This is a genomic window from Marinicella litoralis, from assembly GCF_002591915.1.
In the GTDB taxonomy this organism is placed as follows: domain Bacteria; phylum Pseudomonadota; class Gammaproteobacteria; order Xanthomonadales; family Marinicellaceae; genus Marinicella; species Marinicella litoralis.
The window spans coordinates 865,059-890,095 of record NZ_NIHB01000001.1; the positions used below are offsets into that span (position 1 = coordinate 865,059).

At 43.3% G+C, this 25,037-nt stretch carries 21 protein-coding genes and 1 other RNA gene; 9 read left to right on the forward strand and 13 right to left on the reverse strand.

All coding sequences use genetic code 11. The features are described from left to right. Nucleotides 1-49 precede the first annotated feature (49 nt). Together CCS90_RS03830 and CCS90_RS03835 are read left to right on the forward strand one after the other, a co-directional pair. Complete coding sequence (locus tag CCS90_RS03830) at nt 50-841, forward strand: thiol:disulfide interchange protein DsbA/DsbL (protein WP_162846697.1); 792 nt, start codon at nt 50-52, stop codon at nt 839-841. Nucleotides 842-970: 129 nt separating this feature from the next. Beyond that, nucleotides 971-1,636, forward strand: coding sequence for a thiol:disulfide interchange protein DsbA/DsbL (locus CCS90_RS03835; RefSeq protein WP_162846696.1), 666 nt, complete (start codon nt 971-973; stop codon nt 1,634-1,636). A 51-nt stretch (nt 1,637-1,687) separates the two neighbouring features. Here the strand turns inward: CCS90_RS03835 and CCS90_RS03840 are convergent, their stop codons facing one another. After that, on the reverse strand, nt 1,688-3,751 hold the full coding sequence (locus tag CCS90_RS03840; protein ID WP_162846695.1) for a bifunctional (p)ppGpp synthetase/guanosine-3',5'-bis(diphosphate) 3'-pyrophosphohydrolase: 2,064 nt from the start codon (nt 3,749-3,751) through the stop codon (nt 1,688-1,690). A 104-nt stretch (nt 3,752-3,855) separates the two neighbouring features. Beyond that, nucleotides 3,856-4,210, reverse strand: an RNA gene (gene rnpB, locus CCS90_RS03845) — RNase P RNA component class A. A 257-nt stretch (nt 4,211-4,467) separates the two neighbouring features. On the opposite strand from rnpB, the gene CCS90_RS03850 reads away from it, so the two are divergent. Beyond that, nucleotides 4,468-6,666 (forward strand): S8 family serine peptidase, encoded by a 2,199-nt coding sequence (locus CCS90_RS03850; RefSeq protein WP_162846694.1) that lies wholly within the window; start codon nt 4,468-4,470, stop codon nt 6,664-6,666. 93 nt (nt 6,667-6,759) lie between these two features. Here the strand turns inward: CCS90_RS03850 and CCS90_RS03855 are convergent, their stop codons facing one another. Continuing rightward, nucleotides 6,760-9,174 carry a S9 family peptidase gene (locus tag CCS90_RS03855; protein WP_099018174.1) on the reverse strand — a complete coding sequence of 805 codons (2,415 nt, stop codon included), beginning with the start codon at nt 9,172-9,174 and terminating at the stop codon, nt 6,760-6,762. A gap of 159 nt (nt 9,175-9,333) precedes the next feature. On the opposite strand from CCS90_RS03855, the gene glyQ reads away from it, so the two are divergent. The 5 genes from glyQ to CCS90_RS03880 all read left to right on the forward strand — a co-directional run bounded on the left by glyQ (nt 9,334) and on the right by CCS90_RS03880 (nt 14,476). Further along, a complete protein-coding gene (gene glyQ, locus CCS90_RS03860; protein WP_099018737.1) occupies nt 9,334-10,260 on the forward strand; it encodes a glycine--tRNA ligase subunit alpha in 927 nt (308 codons plus the stop codon). A gap of 2 nt (nt 10,261-10,262) precedes the next feature. Continuing rightward, complete coding sequence (gene glyS / locus CCS90_RS03865; protein ID WP_099018175.1) at nt 10,263-12,350, forward strand: glycine--tRNA ligase subunit beta; 2,088 nt, start codon at nt 10,263-10,265, stop codon at nt 12,348-12,350. A 330-nt stretch (nt 12,351-12,680) separates the two neighbouring features. Next, on the forward strand, nt 12,681-13,454 hold the full coding sequence (locus CCS90_RS03870) for a DUF6090 family protein (RefSeq protein WP_099018176.1): 774 nt from the start codon (nt 12,681-12,683) through the stop codon (nt 13,452-13,454). After that, entirely contained in the window at nt 13,451-14,224 is a 774-nt protein-coding gene (locus CCS90_RS03875) for a DUF6090 family protein (RefSeq protein WP_099018177.1), read from the forward strand. The genes CCS90_RS03870 and CCS90_RS03875 overlap by 4 nt, the downstream gene beginning before the upstream one ends. A gap of 30 nt (nt 14,225-14,254) precedes the next feature. After that, nucleotides 14,255-14,476, forward strand: coding sequence for a hypothetical protein (locus CCS90_RS03880; RefSeq protein WP_099018178.1), 222 nt, complete (start codon nt 14,255-14,257; stop codon nt 14,474-14,476). A 2-nt stretch (nt 14,477-14,478) separates the two neighbouring features. Here CCS90_RS03880 and CCS90_RS03885 read toward each other — a convergent pair whose 3' ends face one another. The 4 genes from CCS90_RS03885 to CCS90_RS03900 all read right to left on the reverse strand — a co-directional run bounded on the left by CCS90_RS03885 (nt 14,479) and on the right by CCS90_RS03900 (nt 18,822). Beyond that, nucleotides 14,479-15,474 (reverse strand): adenosine deaminase, encoded by a 996-nt coding sequence (locus CCS90_RS03885; protein ID WP_099018179.1) that lies wholly within the window; start codon nt 15,472-15,474, stop codon nt 14,479-14,481. Between the two features lie 80 nt (nt 15,475-15,554). Then, a complete protein-coding gene (locus CCS90_RS03890; protein WP_099018180.1) occupies nt 15,555-16,343 on the reverse strand; it encodes a hypothetical protein in 789 nt (262 codons plus the stop codon). Between the two features lie 67 nt (nt 16,344-16,410). Further along, a complete protein-coding gene (locus CCS90_RS03895) occupies nt 16,411-17,952 on the reverse strand; it encodes a tetratricopeptide repeat-containing sulfotransferase family protein (RefSeq protein ID WP_099018181.1) in 1,542 nt (513 codons plus the stop codon). 150 nt (nt 17,953-18,102) lie between these two features. Continuing rightward, the gene (locus CCS90_RS03900; RefSeq protein ID WP_099018182.1) at nt 18,103-18,822 is read right to left on the reverse strand and encodes a hypothetical protein; all 720 of its coding nucleotides are present in this window, start codon (nt 18,820-18,822) and stop codon (nt 18,103-18,105) included. A 285-nt stretch (nt 18,823-19,107) separates the two neighbouring features. Between CCS90_RS03900 and CCS90_RS03905 the strand changes: the two genes are divergently transcribed. Beyond that, on the forward strand, nt 19,108-20,637 hold the full coding sequence (locus CCS90_RS03905) for a CRTAC1 family protein (RefSeq protein WP_099018183.1): 1,530 nt from the start codon (nt 19,108-19,110) through the stop codon (nt 20,635-20,637). Here CCS90_RS03905 and CCS90_RS03910 read toward each other — a convergent pair. The 6 genes from CCS90_RS03910 to rsmD form a co-directional block, all read right to left on the reverse strand. Then, a complete protein-coding gene (locus CCS90_RS03910) occupies nt 20,623-21,018 on the reverse strand; it encodes an MAPEG family protein (RefSeq protein ID WP_099018184.1) in 396 nt (131 codons plus the stop codon). The two genes, CCS90_RS03905 and CCS90_RS03910, sit on opposite strands and share 15 nt — an antisense overlap. Next, nucleotides 21,019-21,864: an MBL fold metallo-hydrolase gene (locus CCS90_RS03915; RefSeq protein ID WP_099018185.1), complete on the reverse strand. Its 846-nt coding sequence runs from the start codon at nt 21,862-21,864 to the stop codon at nt 21,019-21,021. Nucleotides 21,865-22,012: 148 nt separating this feature from the next. Then, nucleotides 22,013-23,713 carry a gamma-glutamyltransferase gene (ggt, locus tag CCS90_RS03920; protein ID WP_099018186.1) on the reverse strand — a complete coding sequence of 567 codons (1,701 nt, stop codon included), beginning with the start codon at nt 23,711-23,713 and terminating at the stop codon, nt 22,013-22,015. Further along, a complete protein-coding gene (locus CCS90_RS03925) occupies nt 23,710-23,961 on the reverse strand; it encodes a YfhL family 4Fe-4S dicluster ferredoxin (RefSeq protein WP_099018187.1) in 252 nt (83 codons plus the stop codon). The genes ggt and CCS90_RS03925 overlap by 4 nt, the downstream gene beginning before the upstream one ends. 1 nt (nt 23,962) lies before the next feature. After that, nucleotides 23,963-24,451, reverse strand: coding sequence for a pantetheine-phosphate adenylyltransferase (gene coaD, locus CCS90_RS03930; RefSeq protein WP_099018188.1), 489 nt, complete (start codon nt 24,449-24,451; stop codon nt 23,963-23,965). 16 nt (nt 24,452-24,467) lie between these two features. After that, nucleotides 24,468-25,013 (reverse strand): 16S rRNA (guanine(966)-N(2))-methyltransferase RsmD, encoded by a 546-nt coding sequence (gene rsmD, locus CCS90_RS03935; protein ID WP_099018189.1) that lies wholly within the window; start codon nt 25,011-25,013, stop codon nt 24,468-24,470. Nucleotides 25,014-25,037 lie beyond the last annotated feature (24 nt).

Consider the following 25,037-nt stretch of genomic DNA (forward strand, 5'->3'; position numbering starts at 1 on the left):
CTTTTGTATGTTAAACAAGTCAAATACCCACCAATTACGAGGAATTAATATGAAGAAATTTACCCTGATTTTATCAGTGATGTTTATTTGGGGCTGTTCACAAGCCGATGATCACACTGAAGTGGATGAGCCAGTTAAGCAAGCAGTTGTGGCTGAAGTCAAAGATCAAACTGAAGTGGTAGTTGCTGAAGTCAAAGATCAAGTCGAAGCCGTGGTGGATACGGCGGCAGAAGTGGCAGAAAATGTGGTTGATGCAGTTGATGCGAAATTTCAACCAGGCATTCATTACCAAGTGATCAATCCAGCATGGGACACTCAAACTGAAGATGCCGTGGTTGTTTATGAATTTTTTAGCTATATGTGTGCGCACTGTGCTTCATTTGAGCCGTACATGAAAAAGTTAGAAAGTGAAATGCCAGAGCATGCAAAATTGGTACGCATTCCGGTGGTATTTTATCCACAATGGAAACCAGCGGCTCAAGCTTACTATACGTTTGAAGCCATGGGTTTGGTTGAGCAAGCTCACACCGCTATGTTCACTGCCATCCACCAGTATAAAAAACAATTCCGCACCATTGAAGATGTGGCTGAATGGGCAGCGGGTTCATTCGGTGTTGATAAAGACCAGTTTTTATCAACAGCAAATTCATTCATGATTGATGGTCAAATTCGCAAGGGCATGCAAATGATGCAGGCATTGGGTGTTTCTTCAACTCCTACGTTGATCACCAATGGTAAATATGTTCCTAACAGCAAGACCTTTAAAACCCGCGATGAAATCATTGATGTGACTTCATACTTAATCGGTTTAGAGTCAGCCAATATGGGTTTGCCTAAGTAAGTTACTCAGGTACCATACAAATTAAGAAAACCGGCGAATGCCGGTTTTTTTGTGGCCAGAGAAAACTGCGGTGCAACTTTTCTCGGCATCATGAGTCTATCCATACAATCATTTATTGAGGAACTTACAATGAAAGCACTGCTGTCTTTTGTATTATTGATCAACGGGTGGCTGGTAGCCGATGCTCAATCCATAGACCAAGAAGTGGCCGCAACAAATACAATGTCTCAGTACCAAGCAGGCATTCATTATGAGCTAATTAATCCGGCTTGGCCTAGTGATGGAGGGTTGCCAGTGGTGTATGAGTTCTTCAGTTATATGTGCCCGGGATGTTTTTCATTTGAGCCGATCATGAATCAGTTGGAAAGTCAGTCAAATGGCGATGAAACTTCGATGAACTTCCAAATCATCAAAGTGCCAGTGGCTTTGTATCCACAATGGGAACCACATGCCAAAACTTATTACACTTTAAAAATGATGGGCGAATTGGATCGGGTGCACCAAGCATTTTTTGCTGCCATCCATCAATACAAAAAACAATTCAGAACCCTTGATGACATCGCTGTTTGGCTGTCTGCGTCTTTTGGTATTAATCAAAAATCCTTTGTAGACAATGCCAACTCATTTGCCGTTGACAGCATGATGAGGAAAGGTCAGCAGATGATCAAAACCATGGGCATCAATCGTTTACCAACTTTGGTTGTCGATGGTAAGTACAAGCCTAATTTTGACCAGCTCAAAACGAAAAATGACATCTTAGGAATCACCCTTTACCTGACGCAAGCAAATCAATAAAGTGTGTGATAAATTTTTTCTGCCTTATCAATTGTGGCTGAATATCAAAGATTAGTGATTCAAATTACGTTGGATGTAATTGATGTGTTGTAAGCTAGATAATCGGCTCATCACTTCGCTTAAATGATCAAAATCCCTTATTTGAATGGATATTTTGATGTTGACCAAGCCAGCTTCATCATCGGGTTCTGCATGTAATGCCATGATTTCGACTTTGAGGTTGGCCAGTAGGGCACTGATGTCCTTGATCACATGTTTTCTGTTGTTGGCTGTGATCAATAGGGCCGTCACTGTGTCTTCAGTGACATCATCATTCCATTTGACATTCACCAAGCGATTGGGTTGTTCAGAAATCATGTGCAGGTAATTGTCACAATGGGACTGGTGCACGCTGATGCCACGCGTTCTGGTAATGAATCCCCCAATTGAGTCTCCCAGTACCGGGGTACAACAACTGGCCAGGGTGGTTTTCAAGGAGTCCACGCCTTCAACAATCAAGCCACCTGAGTATTGTGTTGACTTGGCTTTTTTAGGAACAGGTTTTTGAGAGAATTTCTTCACCGGATTAAGCTGTAAATCAGCTCGCCTGAGCACTTGGTTGACCGTGATGTCACCGGTAGCAATCATGGCATATAACTTGTCGGTGTGTTGTAAATTGAACGATTCCAACAATTTTTGCAAATCTGTATTTTGTAGGGCAAATTTATTCAATTCTGCTTCAAGTAACTCTTTGCCAATTTGTAGGTTTTTATCAAAATCATTTTCTCGGAACCAATGCCTGACTTTGGCTCGTGCTCTGACACTTTGTAGGTAACCAGACTGTTCATGCAGCCAGTCTCTGGAAGGCTTGGCAATTTTTGATGTCAAAATTTCTATTTGGTCACCGGTATTCAATGCGCGGGTCAATGGCACTATGGAGCCATTGACTTTAGCGCCCCGACATCGATGGCCCACTTCGGTATGTACTTGGTAGGCAAAATCAACAGGAGTGGAGCCAAAAGGTAAATCCACCACGTCACCTGAGGGGGTGAATACGTAAATACGCTCTTCTTGGGTATCCGATTGAAAGGCGTCCAGTAAATCATCAGAACCGGCATGTTCTGACAGCAATTGGCGCATCCAATTGACTTTGTTGTCATAGCTTTGGTCTTGTTTAGACCCATCTTTATAACGCCAATGCGCGGCCACACCGAGCTCAGCATGCTCGTGCATTTCATGGGTTCTGATTTGGACTTCCAGGGTTTTGCCTTCAACCACCACCACGGTGTGTAATGATTGGTAATTGTTGCCTTTGGGTTGGGCAATGTAATCATCAAACTCTTTCGGGATGTGCGACCAAGTGCCATGGACTATGCCCAAGGTGGCGTAACAATCAGCCACACTGTCCACCAACACGCGAATGGCACGGATGTCAAACAGGCCTTCAAACTCCAAATTCTTTTGTTGCATCTTCTTGTAAATGCTAAAGATGTGCTTGGGTCGCCCAGCGATGTCGGCTTTGATGTTGTTTAGCGCCAAAGCTGCAGTCAGTTGTTGTGAACTTTTTTGAATGAATTGTTCACGGTCGTTGCGTTTTTCAGCCAGTTTTTTGGCAATTTTCTTGTATTGATCTGGCTGTAAAAAACGGAAAGACAAATCTTCTAATTCCCACTTGATTTGCCACACGCCCAAACGATTGGCCAGGGCCGCATGGTAGGTCATGGTTGAGGTGGCCAGTTGCTGTTGGGTTGCTTGATTAAAATCAGTCGCAGCACGCATCAATACCAATTGTTCTGCCAACAGAATCAGCACCAGACGGACATCATTGATCATCGCGAATAACAAACGACGTAAGCCCTCTGCATTGTTTGATTTTGGGTTTAACAACCAATCGGCTTGGTGAATTTTAATCAGGTCTTTGAGTGTAGCCAGTTGTTTTTCTGAGGAGTCCTCACTCAATGCTGCCAGTTCAAGCTGTTGGCTGCGGATGGCATGAAACCAAGTATAGATCTGAATGATGTCTTCATCGGCTTGCAAGGTTTTCAGGACTTCAATGGTTTTTGTGTGGTGTGCCAGAGAACAGTGGATGTCGTCTAACCACAGGGCATCGTTTGCTTGTTGATCTGGATTATTCACGCCAATTGTAAAGGTGTCAGTAACCTTTAGATAAACCTCGTCTGTGCCTGAGTTTTACTGCATATAAAAAGACACTGACCTTTTCAAATTACAGTTTATAAATAAAAATGAGTTGGTCTGTAAGCCGGGTTCTGTTCGTATAAATACGTGGCAATCATTCATCTGGGTCTGACATTACTGCCAGCCTCAAGCAATCTACCCGGAAACAGTGTGGGCACACACCTATAGTTTCCCTATTTGATCTTGCTCCAGGTGGGGTTTACCATGCCGCCTTTGTTACCAAAGTCGCGGTGCGCTCTTACCGCACCATTTCACCCTTACCATCCGAAGATGGCGGTTTATTTTCTGCTGCACTGGCCGTGGGCTCGCGCCCCCCGGACGTTATCCGGCACCTTGCCCTGTTGGAGCCCGGACTTTCCTCGAGTTAATAAATTAACCCGCGATTGCCCAACCAACTCAAGGCGTATTATTGGGTCTAATGACTTAAATTACAACGAGTAAGTGTGAAATAAATAAGGCTGGATGTATGAAAAAATGACTTTAATTGACAGAGATAACAAAAACAGGGGCATAAATGTATTAAAGTGATTGGCTGTTATATTTTATGTTGAGTTGCTATGTTAATAAATAGAGTTTTGGTGGTCTTATTTTGCTTCAGTCAAACGGCTTGGGCAAATGATACGAGTTGGTTGCGATTCAACCAACCCAGCAGTGAAATGATAAGTTCATTATCGAGTTCTGCCGTCCAATATGAAAATTTTTTGTGGGTTGAATCGAATTCAATTTCTGAAAGCCTGGTGTCCAATGCCATTAAACCTGTCATCAGGGTTAACAAGCCATTTCATTATAAAGTGGACAATGATTTAATTGATCTCAAAACCCAGTCTTTACCTGACAATGATTGGTTCAATTCGGTTGGATCAACAAACGCCAATTTTCAATTGATTCAATTCAAAGGTCCGATCAAGTCACGCTGGTTAGAACAGATCCAAAACAGTGGAGCGGTCTTGGTTTCACCGATGGCTCCTTTTACTTGGATTGTTTGGGCGGATCAAAGTCAACTTGATGAATTGAAACAATTGGCCTCGGTCAGACAGGCCCATTATTTGTATTCGGCTTTCAGGGTTCAGGCTAACAACAGGCAGTTGACAGCCTCTGCAACGCCTACAATGGCATTGGTTTTAACCCCTGAGCTGAATCAAAGCGTTGAACAACTCCGGCAGTTGGGCGCCATTATTGCTTCACAAAGCCGCATCAATAAAACACTTTCAGTGATTAACTTTCGGCTGGATGGTGATCAATATTTGCAGGCTTCTCAAATTTCAGGTGTTATGACATTACAGCGGGTTCATTCTGATGGTGGCGCTCGAACTGAATTGAGTCAACAAACCATCGTCAGTCAATATGATGGTAGTGTTAATGCAGTGCCCGGTTATGCCACATGGTTAAGTGGCAATGCTTTAGATGGCAGTGGTGTGACTGTGGGAGTGGTCGATGGTGGTATTTACCAAAACCATCCAGATTTGACCAATGTCATTCAATGTACTGGTACTGGCCCTAGTTGTAGTGATGACAGTGATTCTCACGGTACCCATGTAGCCGGTGCTATTGGTGGTACCGGTGCTGCTGGCGTGTTGGACCCGGCTGGCTTCAACCGAGGCATGGGTGTGGCTCCAGGTGTAACCATCGTTGAACAGCTGTATGCCCCCTTGCTTGGTAACGGTCCCGGCAGTATGCTTGCGGGTGGTATGTTGTCTATATACAAGGATTCAGCGACCAGTGGTGTGTTGTTAACTAACAATTCATGGGGACCTACTGGCACCCCACAAGGTTATGACATTCCAACCATGGAAATCGATATGATCAGTCGTGATGCCAATGCAGAACTGGCTGGCAATCAACCTGTGTTGGCGGTTTGGTCAATCATGAATGGTAATGGTGATGGTGGCGGCGCATGTTCACCTTCTTCTTTGGGGTCACCAGATGAGGCCAAAAATTTATTTGCCGTAGGATCCACCAGTTCGCAAAGTGGCAACTTAAGTCAGGCAAATAATGTTTTTGAGATATCAGGAAACAGTGCCCATGGACCTGCCTGTGATGGCCGATTGGTCCCGCATATTGTGGCTCCTGGATGTAGTACAGATGCACCTGACAGCCCTTCAGGTTACGGACTTAAATGTGGTACTTCTATGGCGTCTCCAGTCATTTCTGGGGCGGTTTCATTGTTTTGGGAGCATTATCGGAATCAATTCCTACAAGACCCAAGTCCCGCACTGATTAAGGCCACTTTTACTGCAGTCACTGATGATTTGGTGGGCAATGATGATGCAGATAATAACGCCATGAGTCATGCGCCTAATAGACAACAAGGTTGGGGTCGAGTTAACTTAGAGAACGTGATTAACCCCACTGCACCCGTCTATTATTTTGATCAACAGCATGTATTTTCAGAATCAGGGCAAAACTGGCAAATTAATTTAAAAGTTTCAGATCCGTTGAAACCAGTCAGGATGATGTTGGTTTGGACGGATGCACCTGGTGCTGGTATGGGTGGCACCAATCCTGCCTGGGTTAATGATTTAGATTTATCTGTGGAGGTTGGTCAAGTGTATTTGGGCAATCAATTTGGCAATGATGCGTATTCAGCGGTTGGTGGCACAGCTGATGCCATGAATAACATGGAAGCGGTGTTTCTGAGAACAGACCAACACAATGGGCAAGACCTAACCATTGAAGTGATGGCCAGCAACATTGCCGCTGATGCCCTAAATCCGCATGATCCAGGTGCGCCACAGCAAGATTTTGCATTGGCTTGTTATAACTGTGAAGTGGATAATGGGATGTTGATTGATTTAATCTTTGAAGATGGATTTGATCCATTTATAGATTTGATATTTATTGACGGTTTTGAGTAAATAATTGATTGAGTCATTCGACCCATCTTTGGTTTAATAAAATCACTGTTGCTATGAATTACTTTAGCAACAGTGATTGAAGCTGACTGATTGTTACTGTTTATTTTTGACGTACTTTTCCAGCCATTCATGCTGTTCCCAAATCACATGCAAAATTGATTCCAGTGCTCGGTAGCCATGTGATTCTTTGGGTAACATCACCATTCTGGCGGTAGCGCCTAATCCTTTTAACGCATTGAAATAACGTTCAGTTTGCAATGGGTAGGTCCCTGAATTGTTGTCGGCTTCGCCGTGAATCAATAACAAGGGTTGATTCATGGTGTCCGCATGCATAAAGGGTGACATGTTGTAATACACTTCCGGTGCTTCCCAATAATTGCGTTCTTCGGCTTGAAAACCAAATGGGGTTAAGGTCCTGTTATAAGCGCCGCTTCTGGCGATACCAGCAGCGAAATCATCAGAATGACTGAGCAAGTTGGCTGCCATAAATGCACCATAGGAATGTCCACCGACGCCAACCCGGTTGCGGTCAATGTATCCCAAGTCATCTACCGCATCAATGGCTGCTCTGCCATTGGCAACCAGTTGTTTGATGAATGTGTCATTGGGCTGTTCATCGCCTTCACCGACAATAGGGAAGGAGGCGTCGTCCAAGATGGCGTAACCTTGGGTTACCCAGTAAATCATTGAGCCATAATAAGGGTAAGTGAACTCATTGGGGTTGTTGGTGTTTTGTGAGGCGCTGTTTTTGTCTTTGAACTCAGTAGGGTAGGCCCACATGATCATCGGTAGTTTGGGTTTTTGTTCAAAATCATAATCAGCAGGCAAGTACAGCACGCCGGATAACTCCAAGCCATCATCACGCTGGTATTTAATCACTTCTTTGTGAATGCCAGCAATCGAGGCAAATGGATTGTCAAACTCTGTGAGTTGCGTCAATGTGTTTTGTTTGAAATCGCGAATGTAATAATTTGGAAATTCTGTGGGTGATTCTATTCTGACCAGCACTTTTCCAGCACCCAAATCAATGGCATCGTTCAAATCCTCAATTCGATCTGTATAGGTGGATTGGTATAAACGTGTTTTTTCATGGGTGGCTAAATTAATTTGGTCAATAAATGGAAACTGACCTTCATCGGTGTAACCATCACCCATCAGATAAGCTTGGTTGTCTTCGATCAATAAAACATCTGCGCCATATTCATTTCGCTGCGTAACAAAATTCCCCGGGTCACTGTACACGTCTTGGTAATTTCTGACGCTGAGCTCATTCACGGCTTGGTCTAAATTGGAAGGGTCAAATAAAGTGGTTCTGATCTGGCGCGTATTCCACCAGTAGTCATAAAAAATGGCGGTGCTTTGATTGCCCCATGTCACTCGAAAAAATCGGTCTTTGGTTTTGAATAAGGATTCAGGCTGACCATCAAAGGGCGCTTTGACTTGAAAAACCTCATCTCTGAATGCCACTTGGTTTTCTGGGTCGCCACCATCCAAGGCTTCTGCATAGACCATGGTTGCTGGTTGGTCAGCACGCCATTGCAAACTTCTTTTGCCGGTTCTTTCTGCCATAAAACCTTTGGGTATTTCTTCAGTTAAGGGTACTTGGTTGAAGTTTGAAACCAATTTGCCATTGGCTTTAAAAATATCTGTTTGCTGAGGAAAGCGTCTATAAGGCACCAAATAGGAAAAGGGGCGTTTGATTTGGGTCACGGCAACATACTTGCCATCTGGTGAGAAATCAATGCTGCTGTACATGGCTGAAGGCTGCCAAGCTTTGATTTTGCCTTTGAGGCTGACTTCCATCAATTCAGCATGAGCCAGTTGTTCAAAGTTGAATTCGTCGTTGGGGTTCTTCAATAAATCCTGATAGGTTCTGTTTTGTGCTTTTGAACCATCACTGTTTGAGACAGTGGGGCCTACAGGTACCGCATCGTCAGAATTAATTAATGGCTTCCTGTCTTTGGGTAAAAACTTTACCAACAAGGCTTTGTCATTATTGAACCATTGAGCCACCGATCGCATGTTGGCATTCAAACTGGCATCAGTTAACCGTTTGACCTGTTGGGTTGTTAAGTCTGCGTACCACAACTGTACGCCAGTTTCGGTGGTGTGGGTGAAAGCAATTTTCGATTCGTCATTTGACCAAATGATGTTGGCAATTCGCGCTTGTTCAGGCAAACCTTTGAGGTCCATCACTTGTTGTGTATTGACGTCCATCAATCTGATGTTGTTGTAATAAGTGGTGCGGCTGCCAATGTTGGTTTTGGGGTTGATACGTAAACCGGCCAAGCGCAATTCTTTTTCAGACAACTCAGCAATAGATTTGTATTGATCTCGATAGATCAGCAGCATTTTTTGTTTTTTAGAGTCTGCAATAACAGAGGGCGCGCGTTCGATGTCAATCAATTGCAGAATCTCTTGCGGTGGTTTTTGATAGGTGATGGCTTCTTGAGCGTTGATTGTGCTTGCTAAAAACAAAGCAATTACTGCGATTTTGAGTTGATTCATAAAGACCCTCAGTTTGATAAAACCATTATTCTAACCATTGTGCTTTTAAAATATAGGGGCATATAGTCACGATTTTCGATTAAATCAAAAACCAAACATGGCACAGTCTATGGCAGGTCAAGTATAATGCAGGGTTTTGCTGAATCCTTGAAATATTCTATGGAAAATAACAAACACGAGTTCCTCACTTTTCAGGAATTAATCCTCAAATTACAAGAATTTTGGGCCGCACATGGGTGCGTGATCATCCAACCATTGGATTTGGAAGTGGGTGCAGGCACTTTTCATCCAGCGACATTTTTGCGTTCGATTGGCCCTGAACCTTGGAACAGTGCTTATGTACAGCCATGTCGCCGTCCAACCGATGGTCGATACGGCGAAAACCCCAATAGATTGCAGCATTATTACCAGTTTCAAGTGGTGTTGAAACCTTCGCCCAAGAACATCCAGGAATTGTATTTGAAATCATTGGCCGCCATTGGGGTGGATACTTTAGAGCATGATGTCAGGTTCTTAGAAGACAATTGGGAATCACCCACTTTGGGTGCTTGGGGTTTGGGCTGGGAAGTTTGGCTCAACGGCATGGAAGTCACACAGTTTACTTATTTTCAGCAAGTGGGCGGACTGGAGTGTAAGCCGGTAATGGGTGAGATCACCTACGGTTTGGAACGACTGGCGATGTATTTACAAAACAAAGACAGCATTTATGATTTGATTTGGGCAGAAACGCCCAATGGTACTGTGACATATGGTGATGTGTACCACCAAAATGAAGTTGAGCAGTCGGCTTATAATTTTGAACATGCTGACGTGCCCTCATTGTTCATTGCCTTTGATGAGGCTGAGAAGGCTTGTTTGAAATTGATTGAAAAAGAACTGCCATTGCCCGCTTATGAAAAAGCCTTGAAAGCATCGCATTTATTCAATTTATTGGATGCGCGCAAAGCCATCAGTGTGACTGAACGCCAGCAATTTATTTTGAAAGTCAGGAACATGTCTAAACAAGTGGCTCAGATGTATTACCAATCTCGTGAAGCTTTGGGCTTTCCTGGCCTGAAAAATCAAACGAACAAGGAGAGGAGTTAATCATGGCTGATATTTTATTTGAATTGGGTTGTGAAGAGTTGCCACCAAAAGCTTTGTATGGTCTGTCAGAAGCCTTGTACAAAGGTGTTTGTAAACAATTGGATGAAGCAGGTTTTACTTATGATGACAGCTCCAGGTGGTATGCCTCACCACGTCGACTGGCTTTTCAGCTGAACGGCATCAATGAGCAATTGGCCGATAAAGAATCTGAGAGACGAGGCCCTGCTGTGGCTGCCGCTTTTGATGATGACGGTCATGCCAAACCTGCTGCCATGGGTTTTGCACGGTCTTTAGGTGTAACAGTGGCCGATTTAAGCCGGATAGAAACCGACAAAGGTGAATACCTGACTTATCAAGTGTTAGAAAAAGGCATGAGCATAGAACAGGTTTTGCCAGAATTTATTGAAAAATCAATCAAACAACTGCCCATTCCAAAACCAATGCGCTGGGGTAACAATGATTACAGCTTTATTCGACCCGTTCATTGGATGGTGTTGTTGATCAATGACCAAGTGATTCCAATGGAACTGTTTGGCGTGCAAACTGGCAATCAAAGCTTGGGTCATCGTTTTCATCACAATGAATTTGTCACCATCAGTCATGCTCAAGATTATGTACAGACATTACAAGCTGCGCACATCATGGTTGATCAAGATAAACGTGAAGTTTTGATTGCCGAACAAGTCCAGGTCGCCTCCGCTGCGGTCAATGGTGTGGCCATGATAGGCGCCAGTCTGTTATCCGAAGTATCAAGCATTGTGGAAAAACCAGTGGCTGTATTAGGTGACTTCAGTAAAGATTTTCTTTCAGTACCGAAAGAAGCCCTGATTTCTTCAATGGAAAAGCACCAAAAGTATTTTTCTGTGGTAGATAACTCGGGTGAATTAATGCCGTATTTTGTGGCACTGGCCAACATTGATTCCAGTAATCCAGTTGCGGTGAAAAAAGGCTTTGAAAAAGTCATCACCCCAAGATTAGCGGATGCTCGCTTTTTCTGGGAAAAAGACAAAGCGCGTCCATTGACGGACAACATTCCTTTGTTGGAAAAAATGGTGTTTGAAAAGTCTTTAGGTACCCTGGCTGATAAAACGAATCGCATCGCTGAACTGTTATTATGGATGGCACCGTTGCTTGGGTTTGATCAAGTCGAAGCCAAGCGGGCAGCCTTGTTGATGAAAACTGATTTGATGTCAGACATGGTCGATGAATTTCCTGATTTACAGGGTTTGATGGGTGGTTATTATGCGGCAGCGCAAGGTGAATCTATAGAAGTGTCAAAAGCCATCAGAGATCAGTATTTGCCAAAGTTTGTCGGTGACCAGATGCCTGAAACAACCTTGGGACAAGCGGTCTCTGTCGCTGATAAAATTGACACATTTTGCGGTATTTTTGCCGTGGGTAAAAAACCCACGGGCTCCAAAGACCCCTTTGCCTTGAGGCGTGCGGCCTTGAGTGTGATTAATATATTGAAAGACAAAGACTTGCATCTTAATTACAGCGACTTGATAGCCAAGTCTTTGATGGTGATTGAAAATGATCGGGGTATAGAGGTTTCTGAAGAAATCAAAACTGATGTACATAATTTCTTTGATGAAAGATTGAGAAATCAATTTATTAACAGTGGTTACTCGCACGATGTGTTCAATGCAGCCAATGCGTTGGTCACCACCACATTAACCAATCTAGAAAATCGCTTGATTGCCACTGAAGAATTCAAACAGCAAGATTATGCCAAATCCTTGATTGAAGCCAACAAACGATCAGTGAACATCATTGCCAAGGCCAATCTGACGGCAGATGCAGCATCCATGTCAGTTGATACGAAGTTATTTGAATCAACATTTGAAAACGAGTTGTATCATGAAATTGAAAAAATCAGACCCAATTTTGAGTCTCTGGTGGTGAATAGAAATTATACCGAGGGTTATGAGTTGCTGGCCTCGCTGGCTGAGCCACTGGATCAATATTTTGAACATGTGATGGTCAATGATGAGAATCCTGAAGTCAGGAAAAATCGCTTGGCCCAATTGGCCCAATTCAGCCGATTAACCAGTTCAATTGCAGACTTAAGTGAGTTGGTTAAAGGCTGATTTAAATCAATTAATTCTTCGACAGGCTCAGTGAACTTGGATCAATGGCTGAGCTTATCGCACTTATCACGCCTTCAGTTGGAAGCCTCGCCCAAGTTGGTAAGTCAATTCAAAAACCTGACTCACTTCGACGGGCTCAGATAACTTGAATCAAAGGCTGAACGGTTTCTGATTGAATGATGCACTGATTTCGCCTATCATAATGGAGTAAATAAAGGGGAAATTGATGCTGCTAACCAGCAAATCGTGCACAACCAAAGTTTTGGCACTCAGTTTTGGTGCCAATAATAATTTGAATGTTCATTCATATTACTTACAAGTGCGCGCTCAATGATCCTGCGCAGCGTCACCAAACACGTCAGAGAACAAAACTGGTTTGCGGTTTTTCTGGATTTCATGATTGTGGTGATAGGTGTATTTATCGGCATCCAAGTCTCCAATTGGAATGTGGAGCGGGCGGGTGAAAAACAAGCGCAAGTGCTGATTGAAAGGTTAAACGAAGACCTAGAGAATGATTTGGAAGTGTTGGTTTCTACCTTGGATTATCAAGCCGTTGTCAGGACTTATGCAGTCAGAGCAGTGGATGGTTTTAATGGAGTTCCAACAGTCAATGATGAACAATTTGTGATTGCCGCCTACCAAACCAGTCAAATTAACACTCCTTGGAGTTACCGCTCAACTTACAATGAAGTGCTCAGTACCGGACAAATAAATCTAATCAAAAATAATGCGCTCAAAAGTAAGATTTTGGCTTATTATTCTGATGATTTTGCGCAGCAGTCTCTCATCACAAAAATCGCCCCTTTTCGTGAATATATCAGGGGGCGTATACCTTTTCAAATTCAAGACGCCATCCGCAGGGAATGTGGCGATATTGTCATCCCTGTTGCACAAACTTTTGGGGCTGCCTTACCCGCCAATTGTGACTTAGATTTGCCGGATGAATTGTTCACTGAAACGGCTTCCTTGTTGCGGGCTCAGCCCCAAATGTTATTTGACTTACAATTTCAAATAGCCGTTTATGAAACCCAAGTATCAAATATATTGAATTTCAAAATTGAAACCGAGAAATTAATGTCGGCCATCAAAGAGCACCAACCATGATTCTGCGGAGTGTCAGCAAACATGTGAGAGATCAAAATTGGTTTGCAGTGTTTCTGGATTTCATGATTGTGGTGATAGGTGTATTTATTGGTATCCAAGTATCGAATTGGAATGAGCAATTGGTTGGTGAAAAACAAGCCCAAGTCCTGCTCAAGCGAGTTCATCACGACTTAAATAATGACACCCTTTCAATCACTGCTGAACTCGATTACCAATCAGCAGTTAGAAAGTACGCCATGACCGCAATAGATGCCCTCAATGGTGTTAACTCAGTCAGTGATGAGCAGTTTGTTATTGGTGCATACCAAGCAACGCAAATGAATAATGCTTGGAGCAATCGGGCGACTTACAATGAAATGCTCAGTACCGGTCAAATTAATTTAATCCAAGATGAAGCCTTAAAGGCACAAATATTTGGTTATTATGCGGTTGATTTTTCAACCGCAGCATTTGTCACCATAATGGCACCCTATCGTGAGTTCATCAGGGGGCATTTGCCAGTAGCCATTCAAGATGCGATCAAAGCACAATGTGGCGATGAGACATTCCAGGTGGCGAATACTTTTTCATCCAAACTTCCACCCACTTGTGATTTGGACTTTCCCGATGAAGCTTTGCATGAAGCCGCCAACCTACTGCGTTCGCTGCCAGACATGTTGTTTAATCTGCAGTTCCAAATTGCAGTGAACGACACCAAAGTAGCAAATTATCTAAATTTCGTTAAAGAAAGTGAAAAGTTAATCGCTGCCATAGAGGACTATCAACCATGATCTATACGCCTTTGTACGCTCAATCCCTTGGTGAAAAACTTTGAGTTCAATGCCAGTCAGGGTCAATCCGGTGATGCCACGCTACTGCCTGAGGATTATTTCAATGCCTACTTGAAAAGCCAGTCACTGAAAAATGGATTTGTGTTGGCGGTTCTGGAACTCAATACTTTGAACAAGCAAATGCGAGACATGATCAGCATGTCTCAAACATTGATTGTTACCATTGAGCAAGAAATCAACCGCGAGGACTGAATTCAGCCAATGGCGTGTAAGGCTTTTAAGTGAATTTCCTTGATGCTGTCAGGTAAAAAACTGGCTTTGAATGAATTTTCTACCAAAGTAAATATTTCATCTTCAGTTAAACCAACGGCTGCAGCCAATTGTCGATAGTTTTCATTGACGTAACCACCAAAGTAAGCGGGATCATCTGAGTTGATGGTAGCCATCAATCCTTTTTTCAACATTTTTTTGATTGGGTGATCAACCAGATCTTGTACCACTTTCAGTTTTAAATTTGATAAAGGACAAACTGTCAATGCAAGGCCTTTGTGAGCGATCTGAGCGGTTAATATTTCATCATCTAGACAACGGTTGCCATGATCGATTCGGTCAACCTGGAGCAGCTCAATGGCTTGTTTGACATATTCAGCCGGTCCTTCTTCGCCAGCATGTGCCACCACTTTGAAGCCGTCTTTTTTTGCTTGAGCAAACACCTGTTGGTATTTTTCCGGTGGGTGCCCCATTTCAGATGAGTCCAATCCGATGCCCAAAATTTTATCTCGGTGCTTTAAAATTTCAGGATACAAGTCCAAGGCGTCTTGTTCAGGTAGGTGGCGCAAGAAACAAGCAATGATGTGAAAGCTGATGCCCATTTGTTCTTGTGCATCATCAAAAGCTCGATACAATCCATTGATCGCTACTTCGAAAGGAATACCCCGAGCGGTGTGAGATTGCGGGTCGTAAAATATTTCGGTGTGGACCACATGGTCTTCTTTGGCTTTTTTCAGGTAGGCCCAAGCCAAGTCATAAAAGTCTTGTTCGGTTTGTAACACAGAACAGCCTTGGTAATAGATATCGAGAAATTCTTGTAAATTATTAAAATCATACAATGCTTTCAATTCATCGATACTTTGATGTGGTAATTCGATGCCGTTGCGTTTGGCCAGTTTAAACATCAATTCCGGCTCTAGACTGCCTTCAATGTGCATATGTAATTCTGCCTTGGGCAGCATTTGGATCAATTCATTCATATTAAATATTTTTTTATTGTTGGTGAAACAACAAAGGCACCCCAAGAGGTGCCTTTACTGAGTTTTTATTGAGGTTTTGTTCAGTCGTTTTTAATGAATCTGCGACCCAAGAAACCGAAAGTCAATAACATCAGACCTAAACCATACCAAGTCAGTGTAGGTACCAAAGGTGGCGGTCCTTGTGGTGGGGCTACTGAACCTGATACTGAGAACAAGAAATCATGAGCTGCGCCGCCGCCAGTTCCACAAACACTACCAGCCGGTTGGAAAGTGGTACAACCTGTCCCAAAGCCATCGCCTGGATTCAAGAAATGGCCTTCAGAGCCTGAAATTGTTGCAGTTCCGGAGAAAAAGTGTTGTCCCCCTGCACCAAAGTCTAAATTAGTTTGGTGAGAAATCCATGCAGTGCCTTGTGGCACAACACAACCAGCACCTAAGTCAATGACGAATGATCCACCAGTATCAGATAAAATTGTTGCAGCTGGAAAATCACAACCAGCTATTGGGGTAGGATCTGGAGAGCCACCTGCATCAGCATGGAAAGATACGTTTGTGGATGTAGCTGGACCTGTTGTGGAATAAGTTCCTACAGTATTGACTTGTGTGATGAGCCACCCATCCGCATCAGTAACAACAAAGTCATCAGCAATGAATCCATCATAAGCATCAAAACCAGCTTCAAAATTTTGATCAGGCGAACCATTTCCATTGGGTGCGGCACCTGTTTGATCATACAATACTGCAGGGCCACCATTGAATGTTCCGGCTTGTCCACCTACTCCTGCTTCACTGACCATTTGTGCGCTGACCACGGCAGAGGCCGTCAGTAAAAAGGGCGCAATCGCATTTCTAAGTTTATTAGTTTTCATTTTTTCCTCCAAGGCAATTTATAAATTATCGTTTATCCACATGATTTTATCTGATTTTAGTAAGCTATCAAGCTATATTTAAACTTATTGCCAGTCTTTCTAGCGATTTTCCGTATTTTTTGTACCTGAGGCTGGCATTGGTATAAATTTTCTTGGTGACTTGGGCGGCACTGGCGGTGCGAATGACTCTTTTGGTTTTATAAAATTCCATGCAGTTGTCTTCCCATGGCAGTTGAAGGAAGTTTAAAATTTCGGTGATTTGTGACTCCGTGTTGGCAACCATTTCTTCATAATTGACTGTCAAAATTTGTGCAGGATACCGTTTTTTCCAATACTGCATGACATGATCATGGTGTTTGTAATACGCCGCCAATTCATCCAGGTCATAACTGTATTCCTGACCAGCGGCAAACAATTGCTTGTAACAACTCAAACAAACATCCAAGGGGTGACGGGTGCAATGGATAAACAAACTGTTGGGCATGGCAGCTAAAATGGCCCCAATGTAGTTAAAGTTATTCAGGTTTTTGTCACTGATGTATTGATACTGTGTCCCATAGCTGTTGATTTTTTGTTGGTAACGCTCAGCCATCATTTGTCGGTCGCTGTTGTTGGTTTGAAGCCAAGCCTCTGGATACGGTAGTTGCTGCTGTTGTTCCATCTCTTTCATTATCTGAGGCAGGGTTGGTAGTTCCGATGCACCAAAAACTGCAGAATGAGAAGCCACGATTTGTTCAACCAGCGTCGAGCCTGAGCGAGGCATCGAGACAATGAATAAGGGTTGGGGTTCATCGGTTGTCTCTTTACTTGGGTTGTCTTGACTTTCATATTGATCAAAAACAGTCTCAATCCTTTGACTGTATGCTGCCCAATCAGTGGCAGTGCGATTGAGTTTTTTGTACTGCGCTGAGTTGGCTCTTTCCAGGTATTGGAAAGCCTCAGTAAAATTTTCCGTGTGCTCTAAATATTGTGCTTTGGCAAACAGCAACTCAATGCTTTCTGCATCAGTGGATTGATTGATGATTTTGCTCACTATACTGATTTCGTCGTCAGTGAATTGGTAGTTTTTTAAATTAGCCAATGACAAATAAACAGATTTGTTGAAGGGGTCAAGATCCAGGGCACGATGAAAATAACTTATCGCTTGGTCGATGTCACCGGCATTTTTCTTCATGAGGCCCAAGGTAACCATCACCGGTAAGTGGCTGGGTTGCAATTGTAAAACTTTTTCATAATGGCTGTTGGCTTGTTCCCACCGTTCCATCAAACGATAGATGTTGCCTAAGTTGAATAAGGCCGCAATGTGATTAGGCTCTTTGTTTAATACCGATTCGATCTTTTCAATGGCTAAATCAAAACGGCCTTGCTCTTTGTACAAGCTTGCCAAGTTGAGTAAGGTGGCATGTGCCAATGAATTGAGGGACAAGGATTTGTTCAAATGTTTTTCAGCCAGCTGAAAATTCTTTAAGTGAATGTAGGCGACTCCCAGCAACCGTTCTGTTTCTGAATTACTTGGGTTTTTGGTATTGAACTTTTTAAGTTTTTTAACCGCCAGGGTATATTTGTTGTCATTAAAAAGTTGGCTGATTGTATGATGAATATGATCCACAGTATCATCCCAGAGTAATCAATGCGCTAGGCTGTTTAACCACAATAAATATCCTTTTTTTTAGAGTAAAGTTAAGCATTTTATACACTATTGTGAACAAAAAAAAGGGCATCAATTGACACCCTTTTTTTAATGGTTGTTTTTAAAGTTTTAGGCAAATCTTCTGTATGCCACAAAACCCAACATGCTCAATACCAACAACAACAGCGCCAATGTGTTATTAGCTGGAACGACTGGTGGTGGAGGTGGTGGAAGCATCATACAATTAGGGCCTGGTGTAGCAACCAAATCAACCCCTTCAAAGGTTAAAGTACCGCCGGTGTAATTGGCATCTATGGTATCAGCCACATCGTCAAAATCTTCAAAAAACTGAAGAACAAATAAACCGTCAACATTTGATTCAACGTCAGCCAATGCAACGTCAGCAAGATTTACCACTCCGCCCGAATCATAAGTTCCTGATCCAGTAAAGTCATCACCAGCACCAAATAAAAGACTTACGCCATTAGGGTCGGCAGATCCATCTGAGTTGGTAAATAATACACCAGCTTCAGATAACCAACTTGCACCTTCGGTGGTGATGCCAACTGAAGTCCAACCAACACCTGTAATCGCTGTACCGCTTAAACAGTTCTGAATGATGTTATCAGCGTCGTCAAATGCGTCCCAAGATTCCATGCCGTTTAAGTCAAATGACAACTCAACGCTAGAATTAGGAACACCGCCACCATTAATCACTGCAGGTTGATTTGACTCAACCATACTGAATATTGGATTGCCGTTTGGTGAACTTGAATCACCTTTGGCTGCAATGGCGCTGCTTGATACCACGACAGCAGCAACCAGCAACAATGTTAAAAATTTATTCATATAAAATATCTCCGAGTTTTTTAAGTAGTTCACAAATTTATTATTCTGTAATTTTGCGAATCTCGAACATTCTATGTTGATTGGCAGGGTATTTCAACAGTTAGCGTTTAAAACCTTAACAAAATATTAATTATTAATCCTTATGACTGAATAACGGCAACAGGTCGGCGATTGATCAGAAAATAGAACGACATTTTATCGCAGTTGTCGATATCAATAAATATGTGTTGATTTATTGCAGTAACAAGGTTTATAAACGGTAACCATTGGAATGGGAGGTTTTTTTTGATTTTATTGCATGGTTTGAAGTGGTCACTGTTGTTACTGGTCAATGTGATCGATTTTGTTGATTCATCTCAAACTGTTGGAGTGAGTGCGAGTCATGACATCAGTGCCTTAAACCCGACTTATGGCATCGGTCAGGCATTTATCGATATAGACAATGACGATGACATGGATTTGTTGATGACCAACCAAGAAGATTCAAACTATGTATTTATCAATCAAGGCAGCGGTTCCTTTTTACAATCTGCGGCATTCCCTGAATTAAACCTCAATGCCGAAATCGCTCGTGGGGTGACGGTTGCTGATTATGATAATGATGGCTGGGATGATATTTTGTATGCCATTGATGGACAAAATCGTTTGTTTAAAAACAACATGGGCACATCATTTGTTGATGTCAGTAATGCCGCAGGTTTGTCCATCACCCGAAACAGTGTCAATGCAGCTTGGGCTGACATCAATGCAGATGGTTTTTTGGATTTTTATGTGATTAATTATCAAGACCAAAGTGGTCCATTGGCAAAGGATGAATTTTACTTAAATAACGGTGATGGCACCTTCACTGAAATCAGTGATGACTTACAACTGGCTGAATTAAGCAAACCAGGTTTGGCGATCACATTCTTTGATTATGACAATGATGGCGATCAGGATATTTATGTGGTGAATGATAAATTGGTGGGCAATACACTGTGGGCTAACATCGGACCTGCCACCCAAGGCTGTGGCGTATCTTGGTGTTTTCAGGATGTTTCAGTGCCTGCGGCAGCCAACCGGGCTGTATATGGAATGGGCATTGCCATTGGTGATTACGATTTGGATGGCGATTATGACATGTATTTTTCCAGTATTGCAGAACAGGTGTTGTTACAAAGCCAAGTGGCTCAAGGCAGCGATACATTTATTGACCAATCCAATGCGGTGGGATTGAATTTTGATGCTGTGGGCTGGGCCACTTTATTTTTGGACTTGGACAATGACGGTTGGTTAGATGCTTACCTGGCTACCGATGGCAACAACCTGCAGAGCTCAGATCGTTTGTATCACAACAATGGTTTGGGTGTTTTTGTCGACATCACGACTGGCAGTGGAGTGAGTAATTTAGACAGAACCAGGGGCGCGGCTTCTGGTGATTTCAATCATGATGGTTTGATCGATATCTTGACCGGTAACTGGGGTGTAGATTTTAAGTTGTATGAGAATCAAAGTACCGGCACAAACAATTGGATTAAATTCAAATTAAACGGTTCCGGTTCGGTTAACCGCAATGCCATTGGTACTAAGCTTAAACTGTTTCTAGATGACAATCGGGTGTTGATGCAGTCGGTGTACAGTGGCGCCAGTTTTGGTGCAGGCAATGAGCGAACGTTGCATTTTGGCATTGGCCAAGCCAACATCGAACGAGTCGAAGTGACTTGGCCGAATCAAATATCCCATGCTGTTGATGGGCATCTGATCAATCAAGTCAATCAATTGACCTACCAAGATGACATTTTCAACAACTCTTTTGAATCATCAAATCAGCGTTGAGATGTACTTACCGATATTCAACCCTGCCAGCAGCAAAATAACCAACCAAGTAATCAATGTACCGTAAAAGCGACCAAAGGTAGCCCCCTTTCCATTAACCAGACCACTGGGGTGAATCAACCGACCCAAGACCAGGGCAATGCCAATGCCATGGAGCAACCAGTGGTTTCCACCATTGAGTTCATAAGCGGCAAACAAAATCATTGCGATGGGAATGTACTCAACCGCATTTTGTTGGGCACGTATGTGTCTGATACCCGTTGAATCACCACCATCACCTATATCGACGCGCTTGGTGCGTCGAAAAGACACGACTTGATAACAAAGCCAAATAATAATGAGTGCCAAGATTGATGCATACAGGCCAGTAATGAATAGCATTTAAATTTCCTCTTTGAGTATTTTAATGGGATTGACGGCCGAATACCGACCCTCTTTTTGTTCGATCTGAGCCACCGAGTAATCGGGATCATGGGTGAAAAACAAGCGAAGTTTTTCATCAACAATGTTCGTGAGGAACTGGCTTTTTTCATCTATCAATTGTTCTGGAAAACGATCATACCCCATAGAGATAGGTACGTGAACCCATGCAGTTCCTGGAATCAAATCTGATGCAAACACCAAGTCAGCGATTTGTGCATGCATCAATCCGGGGGTGTGGCCGTTGGTGTAGCTAAAGATGACTTCTGGACCCAATAATTCATGGAAAGTACCACTGACCAATTGCAGGCGGCCTGATTGAATCAGCAGTTCATGCAATATTGGAATGAATGAAGCCCGGTCCCTTGGGTGTGGATTAATGGCCCGATCCCAATGATCAGAACCTACCAGGTACTGAGCCTTGGAGAAAACCAATTGTGGTTCTTGATCAGGATGCCAAGCGGTTAACATGCCGCCAGCATGATCAAAATGTAAGTGGCTCAAAACCACCACATCAATGTCCTCAGGTTTAAATCCCAAAGCGTCCAATGAGTTTAACAACACATGTCCAGACTCATAAATTCCAAAGCGTTGTTGCAATTTGGGTTCAAAGAAATTGCCGATTCCGGTTTCAAACAATACATTCTGCCCGTTCAATCCTTCAACCAACATGGCTCGACAAGCCAACTCCATTCGATTCAAATCGTCCACCTCTACCCACCGAGACCACAAGGCCTTGGGTGCATTGCCAAACATGGCACCGGCGTCTAATTTTTGGCGGTTGCCCTCTACTGAATAAAGTTTCATCACATGATTTTAACCGAAATCAAGTCGGTAATTAACTGTTGATTGAATAATCTTGTGGCAGCAGACTTATTCAGCTTGATCAGCATTGCTATTAGTGTATTAAGCTCAATGTGACAAGCGCCAAACCTTTATACTGCCTGCCTTCGCCCTATTTGACCACTGCAGAACCGGTGGTGGTTCGTGGGTCACTGGCAGCATCAACTTCGCCCGTGGTTTTGTTCCAATGCACGGCATGCATGTTGCCCCATTGGCCTTTTGATACCACGACTTCATGACCCTTGGCGGTTAAAGCATCTATGGTGACTTGATCAAAGGCGTCTTTCTCAGTGTACAAGCGGTCAGGCAAATATTGGTGGTGGTAGCGTGGTTTACTGACCCAGGAATGCACATCATGTCCATCAAAATAGTCCAGTAAGCCCAGTAATACCATGGTGATGATTCGGCTGCCGCCTGGAGTCCCAAGTACTGCCACTTGGTCTTCAGAAAAGACAAAAGTAGGTGACATACTGGATAAAGGTCTTTTACCTGGTTCGATTTTGTTGGCTTCATCACCAATCAGACCAAAAGCATTGGGTTCACCTGGTTTGGCTGAAAAATCATCCATCTCATTGTTTAATAACACACCGGTGCCTTCTGCAATAAAACCTGAAGCTAACCCTGTATTGACTGTTAGAGTCGCGGAGACCATATTACCCTCGGTATCAATGATGGAAAAGTGAGTGGTATCCTCACCTTTGGGGTTTTCACTGATGCCAGGCAAGTAATCAGATGGCAATGCTTTGTTCGGATTGATGCTGGCCCTTAGGCCTGCCGCATAATAGGGGTGGGTTAATAATTGGATCGGCACCTCAACGAAATCAGTGTCGCCCAAATAAATACTGCGATCACGATAAGCCCGGCGCATGGCTTCCGTAACCAAATGAATGCGATCTGCTCGACTCTGTTCAAGGTCCATTTGGGTTAAGTCCCAAGCCGACAAGACATTTAAAATGGTGGCAAGTGCAATCCCACCTGAAGAAGGGGGTGCCGCCGTAACCAATTGATGACCACGGTAGTTGGTGGTGATAGGCTGACGCTCTTTGACTGTGTAGTTTTTAAGGTCATCTAAAGTCCAGATGCCACCATGTTTTTGTACCGCCGTGACTAATTTTTTAGCCACTGTGCCTTCATAAAAACCTGCTTTGCCATTTTTAGCGACTGCTTTTAACGTTTCTGCCAAATCCTTTTGAATAATCAACTGGCCTTCTTTGGGTAATTGACCATTGGGAAAATAAATCGCAGTTGACGCGGGGTATCGTTGTAATACTTTGGCTTTGCGCTCAATGGTTCTGATGATGCGAGGGTAAGCAGGAAAGCCGTTTTCTGCGGCTTCAATGGCCGGTTGTAATGAAACCGACAATGGCAATTTGCCATAATGTTTGGCCAAATGTTCAAAGCCAGCAATTTCACCAGGAATGGCTGCTGCCAAAGGACCATTCAAGGCCAAGTCACGATTAACATCCCCATTTTCATCCAAATACATGTCGGGATAGGCTTTAGCGGGTGCTTCTTCACGACCATCAATCATCACATTTTTACCGTCTTTGGCGCGGTGTAACAACCAAAAAGCCCCACCACCAATTCCTGAGCTTTGTTGTTCAACCACAGCCAATGTTGAACTCACAGCAATGGCGGCATCAAATGCATTACCACCTTGGGCCAAAACGCGATGACCAGCTTCGGTGGCCATCGGGTGGGCGCTGGCAATACCAGCCTGCTTGGGTGATTCGGCCCAAGTCGAACCACAAATACATATCAGTGCCGTTAGGCTGAGTGCTTGAATCACGGGGTTTAATATTTTTGCTTTCATAGGTTTTCTGTCAATCTTTGGTATTTGAGCATCAGCTCGTCTTGGGTTTCTTCGTTGTCAGGGTCTTTTGGAATGCACTCCACAGGACAAATCTCTGCACATTGTGGCTCGTCAAAATGGCCGACACATTCGGTACATAGGCTGGGATCAATCTCAAAAATCTCTGGTCCCATATAGATGGCCTCGTTGGGGCATACAGGCTCACAAACATCGCAGTTAATACATTCTTCAGTGATAATGAGTGACATGTCAGTTGCTGAACTTCTGTTTAAGGGCTTGTTGCACAATGGGATGAGCAAATTCAGAGACATCACCATTGAGCATGGCTATTTCTTTGATCAGTGATGATGAAATGAAACTGAACTGTTCTGCGGGGGTTAAGAACATGGTTTCAATGTTTGGGATCAAGTGTCGATTCATGCTGGCCAATTGAAATTCATATTCAAAATCTGAAACGGCACGTAAACCACGTAATATAACATTGGCGTTGATCTCGGTTGCAAAATCTGCCAACAAAATATCAAAACCCACCACCCGTACATTTTTATAAGGGGACAATATTTCTGAGGCCATGTCAATGCGTTCATCCAAGCTGAACAAAGGGCCTTTGCGCCTGGAGTCGGCTATCGCCACCACCAGCTCATCAAAAATTTTAGCGCCGCGTTTGACTAAATCGGCGTGACCATTGGTTATGGGGTCGAAAGTGCCGGGGTAAATTGCTGTGACATTATTTTTCATGTGGGTCGTTAGGTTATCAAAGTTTTTGCCATATTTCGAACTGAACCTGGCCTGCTTTTTTTTGTTGGATTATATTCCAAAATTGTTCATCCATGGGGGCGATGTCTTGTGTAATTCCATATTCTCGGTAGATTTTACCAGCTGTTCGAACCAATGGCGAAATTATACCACTGATTGTATTCATTTCGTTGCTGTCAAACGGTGGATCTAAAAACACCAAATCAAAAGTTTGGTCACAGTGAGCAATGAATTGAGCGGCATTTTGTTGCTTGATGATGATTTGTTCAAGTTTCAACTGATTCAAATTGGCATGTAGTTGTTTAATTGTCTGCAAATTGTTGTCAACACAAACCACTTTTTCAGCACCTCGAGAAGCCGCTTCAAATGCCAAGATACCTGAACCAGCGTACAAGTCCAACACCTGTAGTCCGCTTAAGTTTTGTCCCAGCCAATTGAACAGGGTCTCACGAATGCGATCAGGGGTCGGTCTCAGACCTGGTTGGTCTTCAACGGTTATTTTTCTTGAACGGTGGATGCCACCAGTGATGCGAATTTGTCCCATGGGTGTATATAACTTTTCTGACTA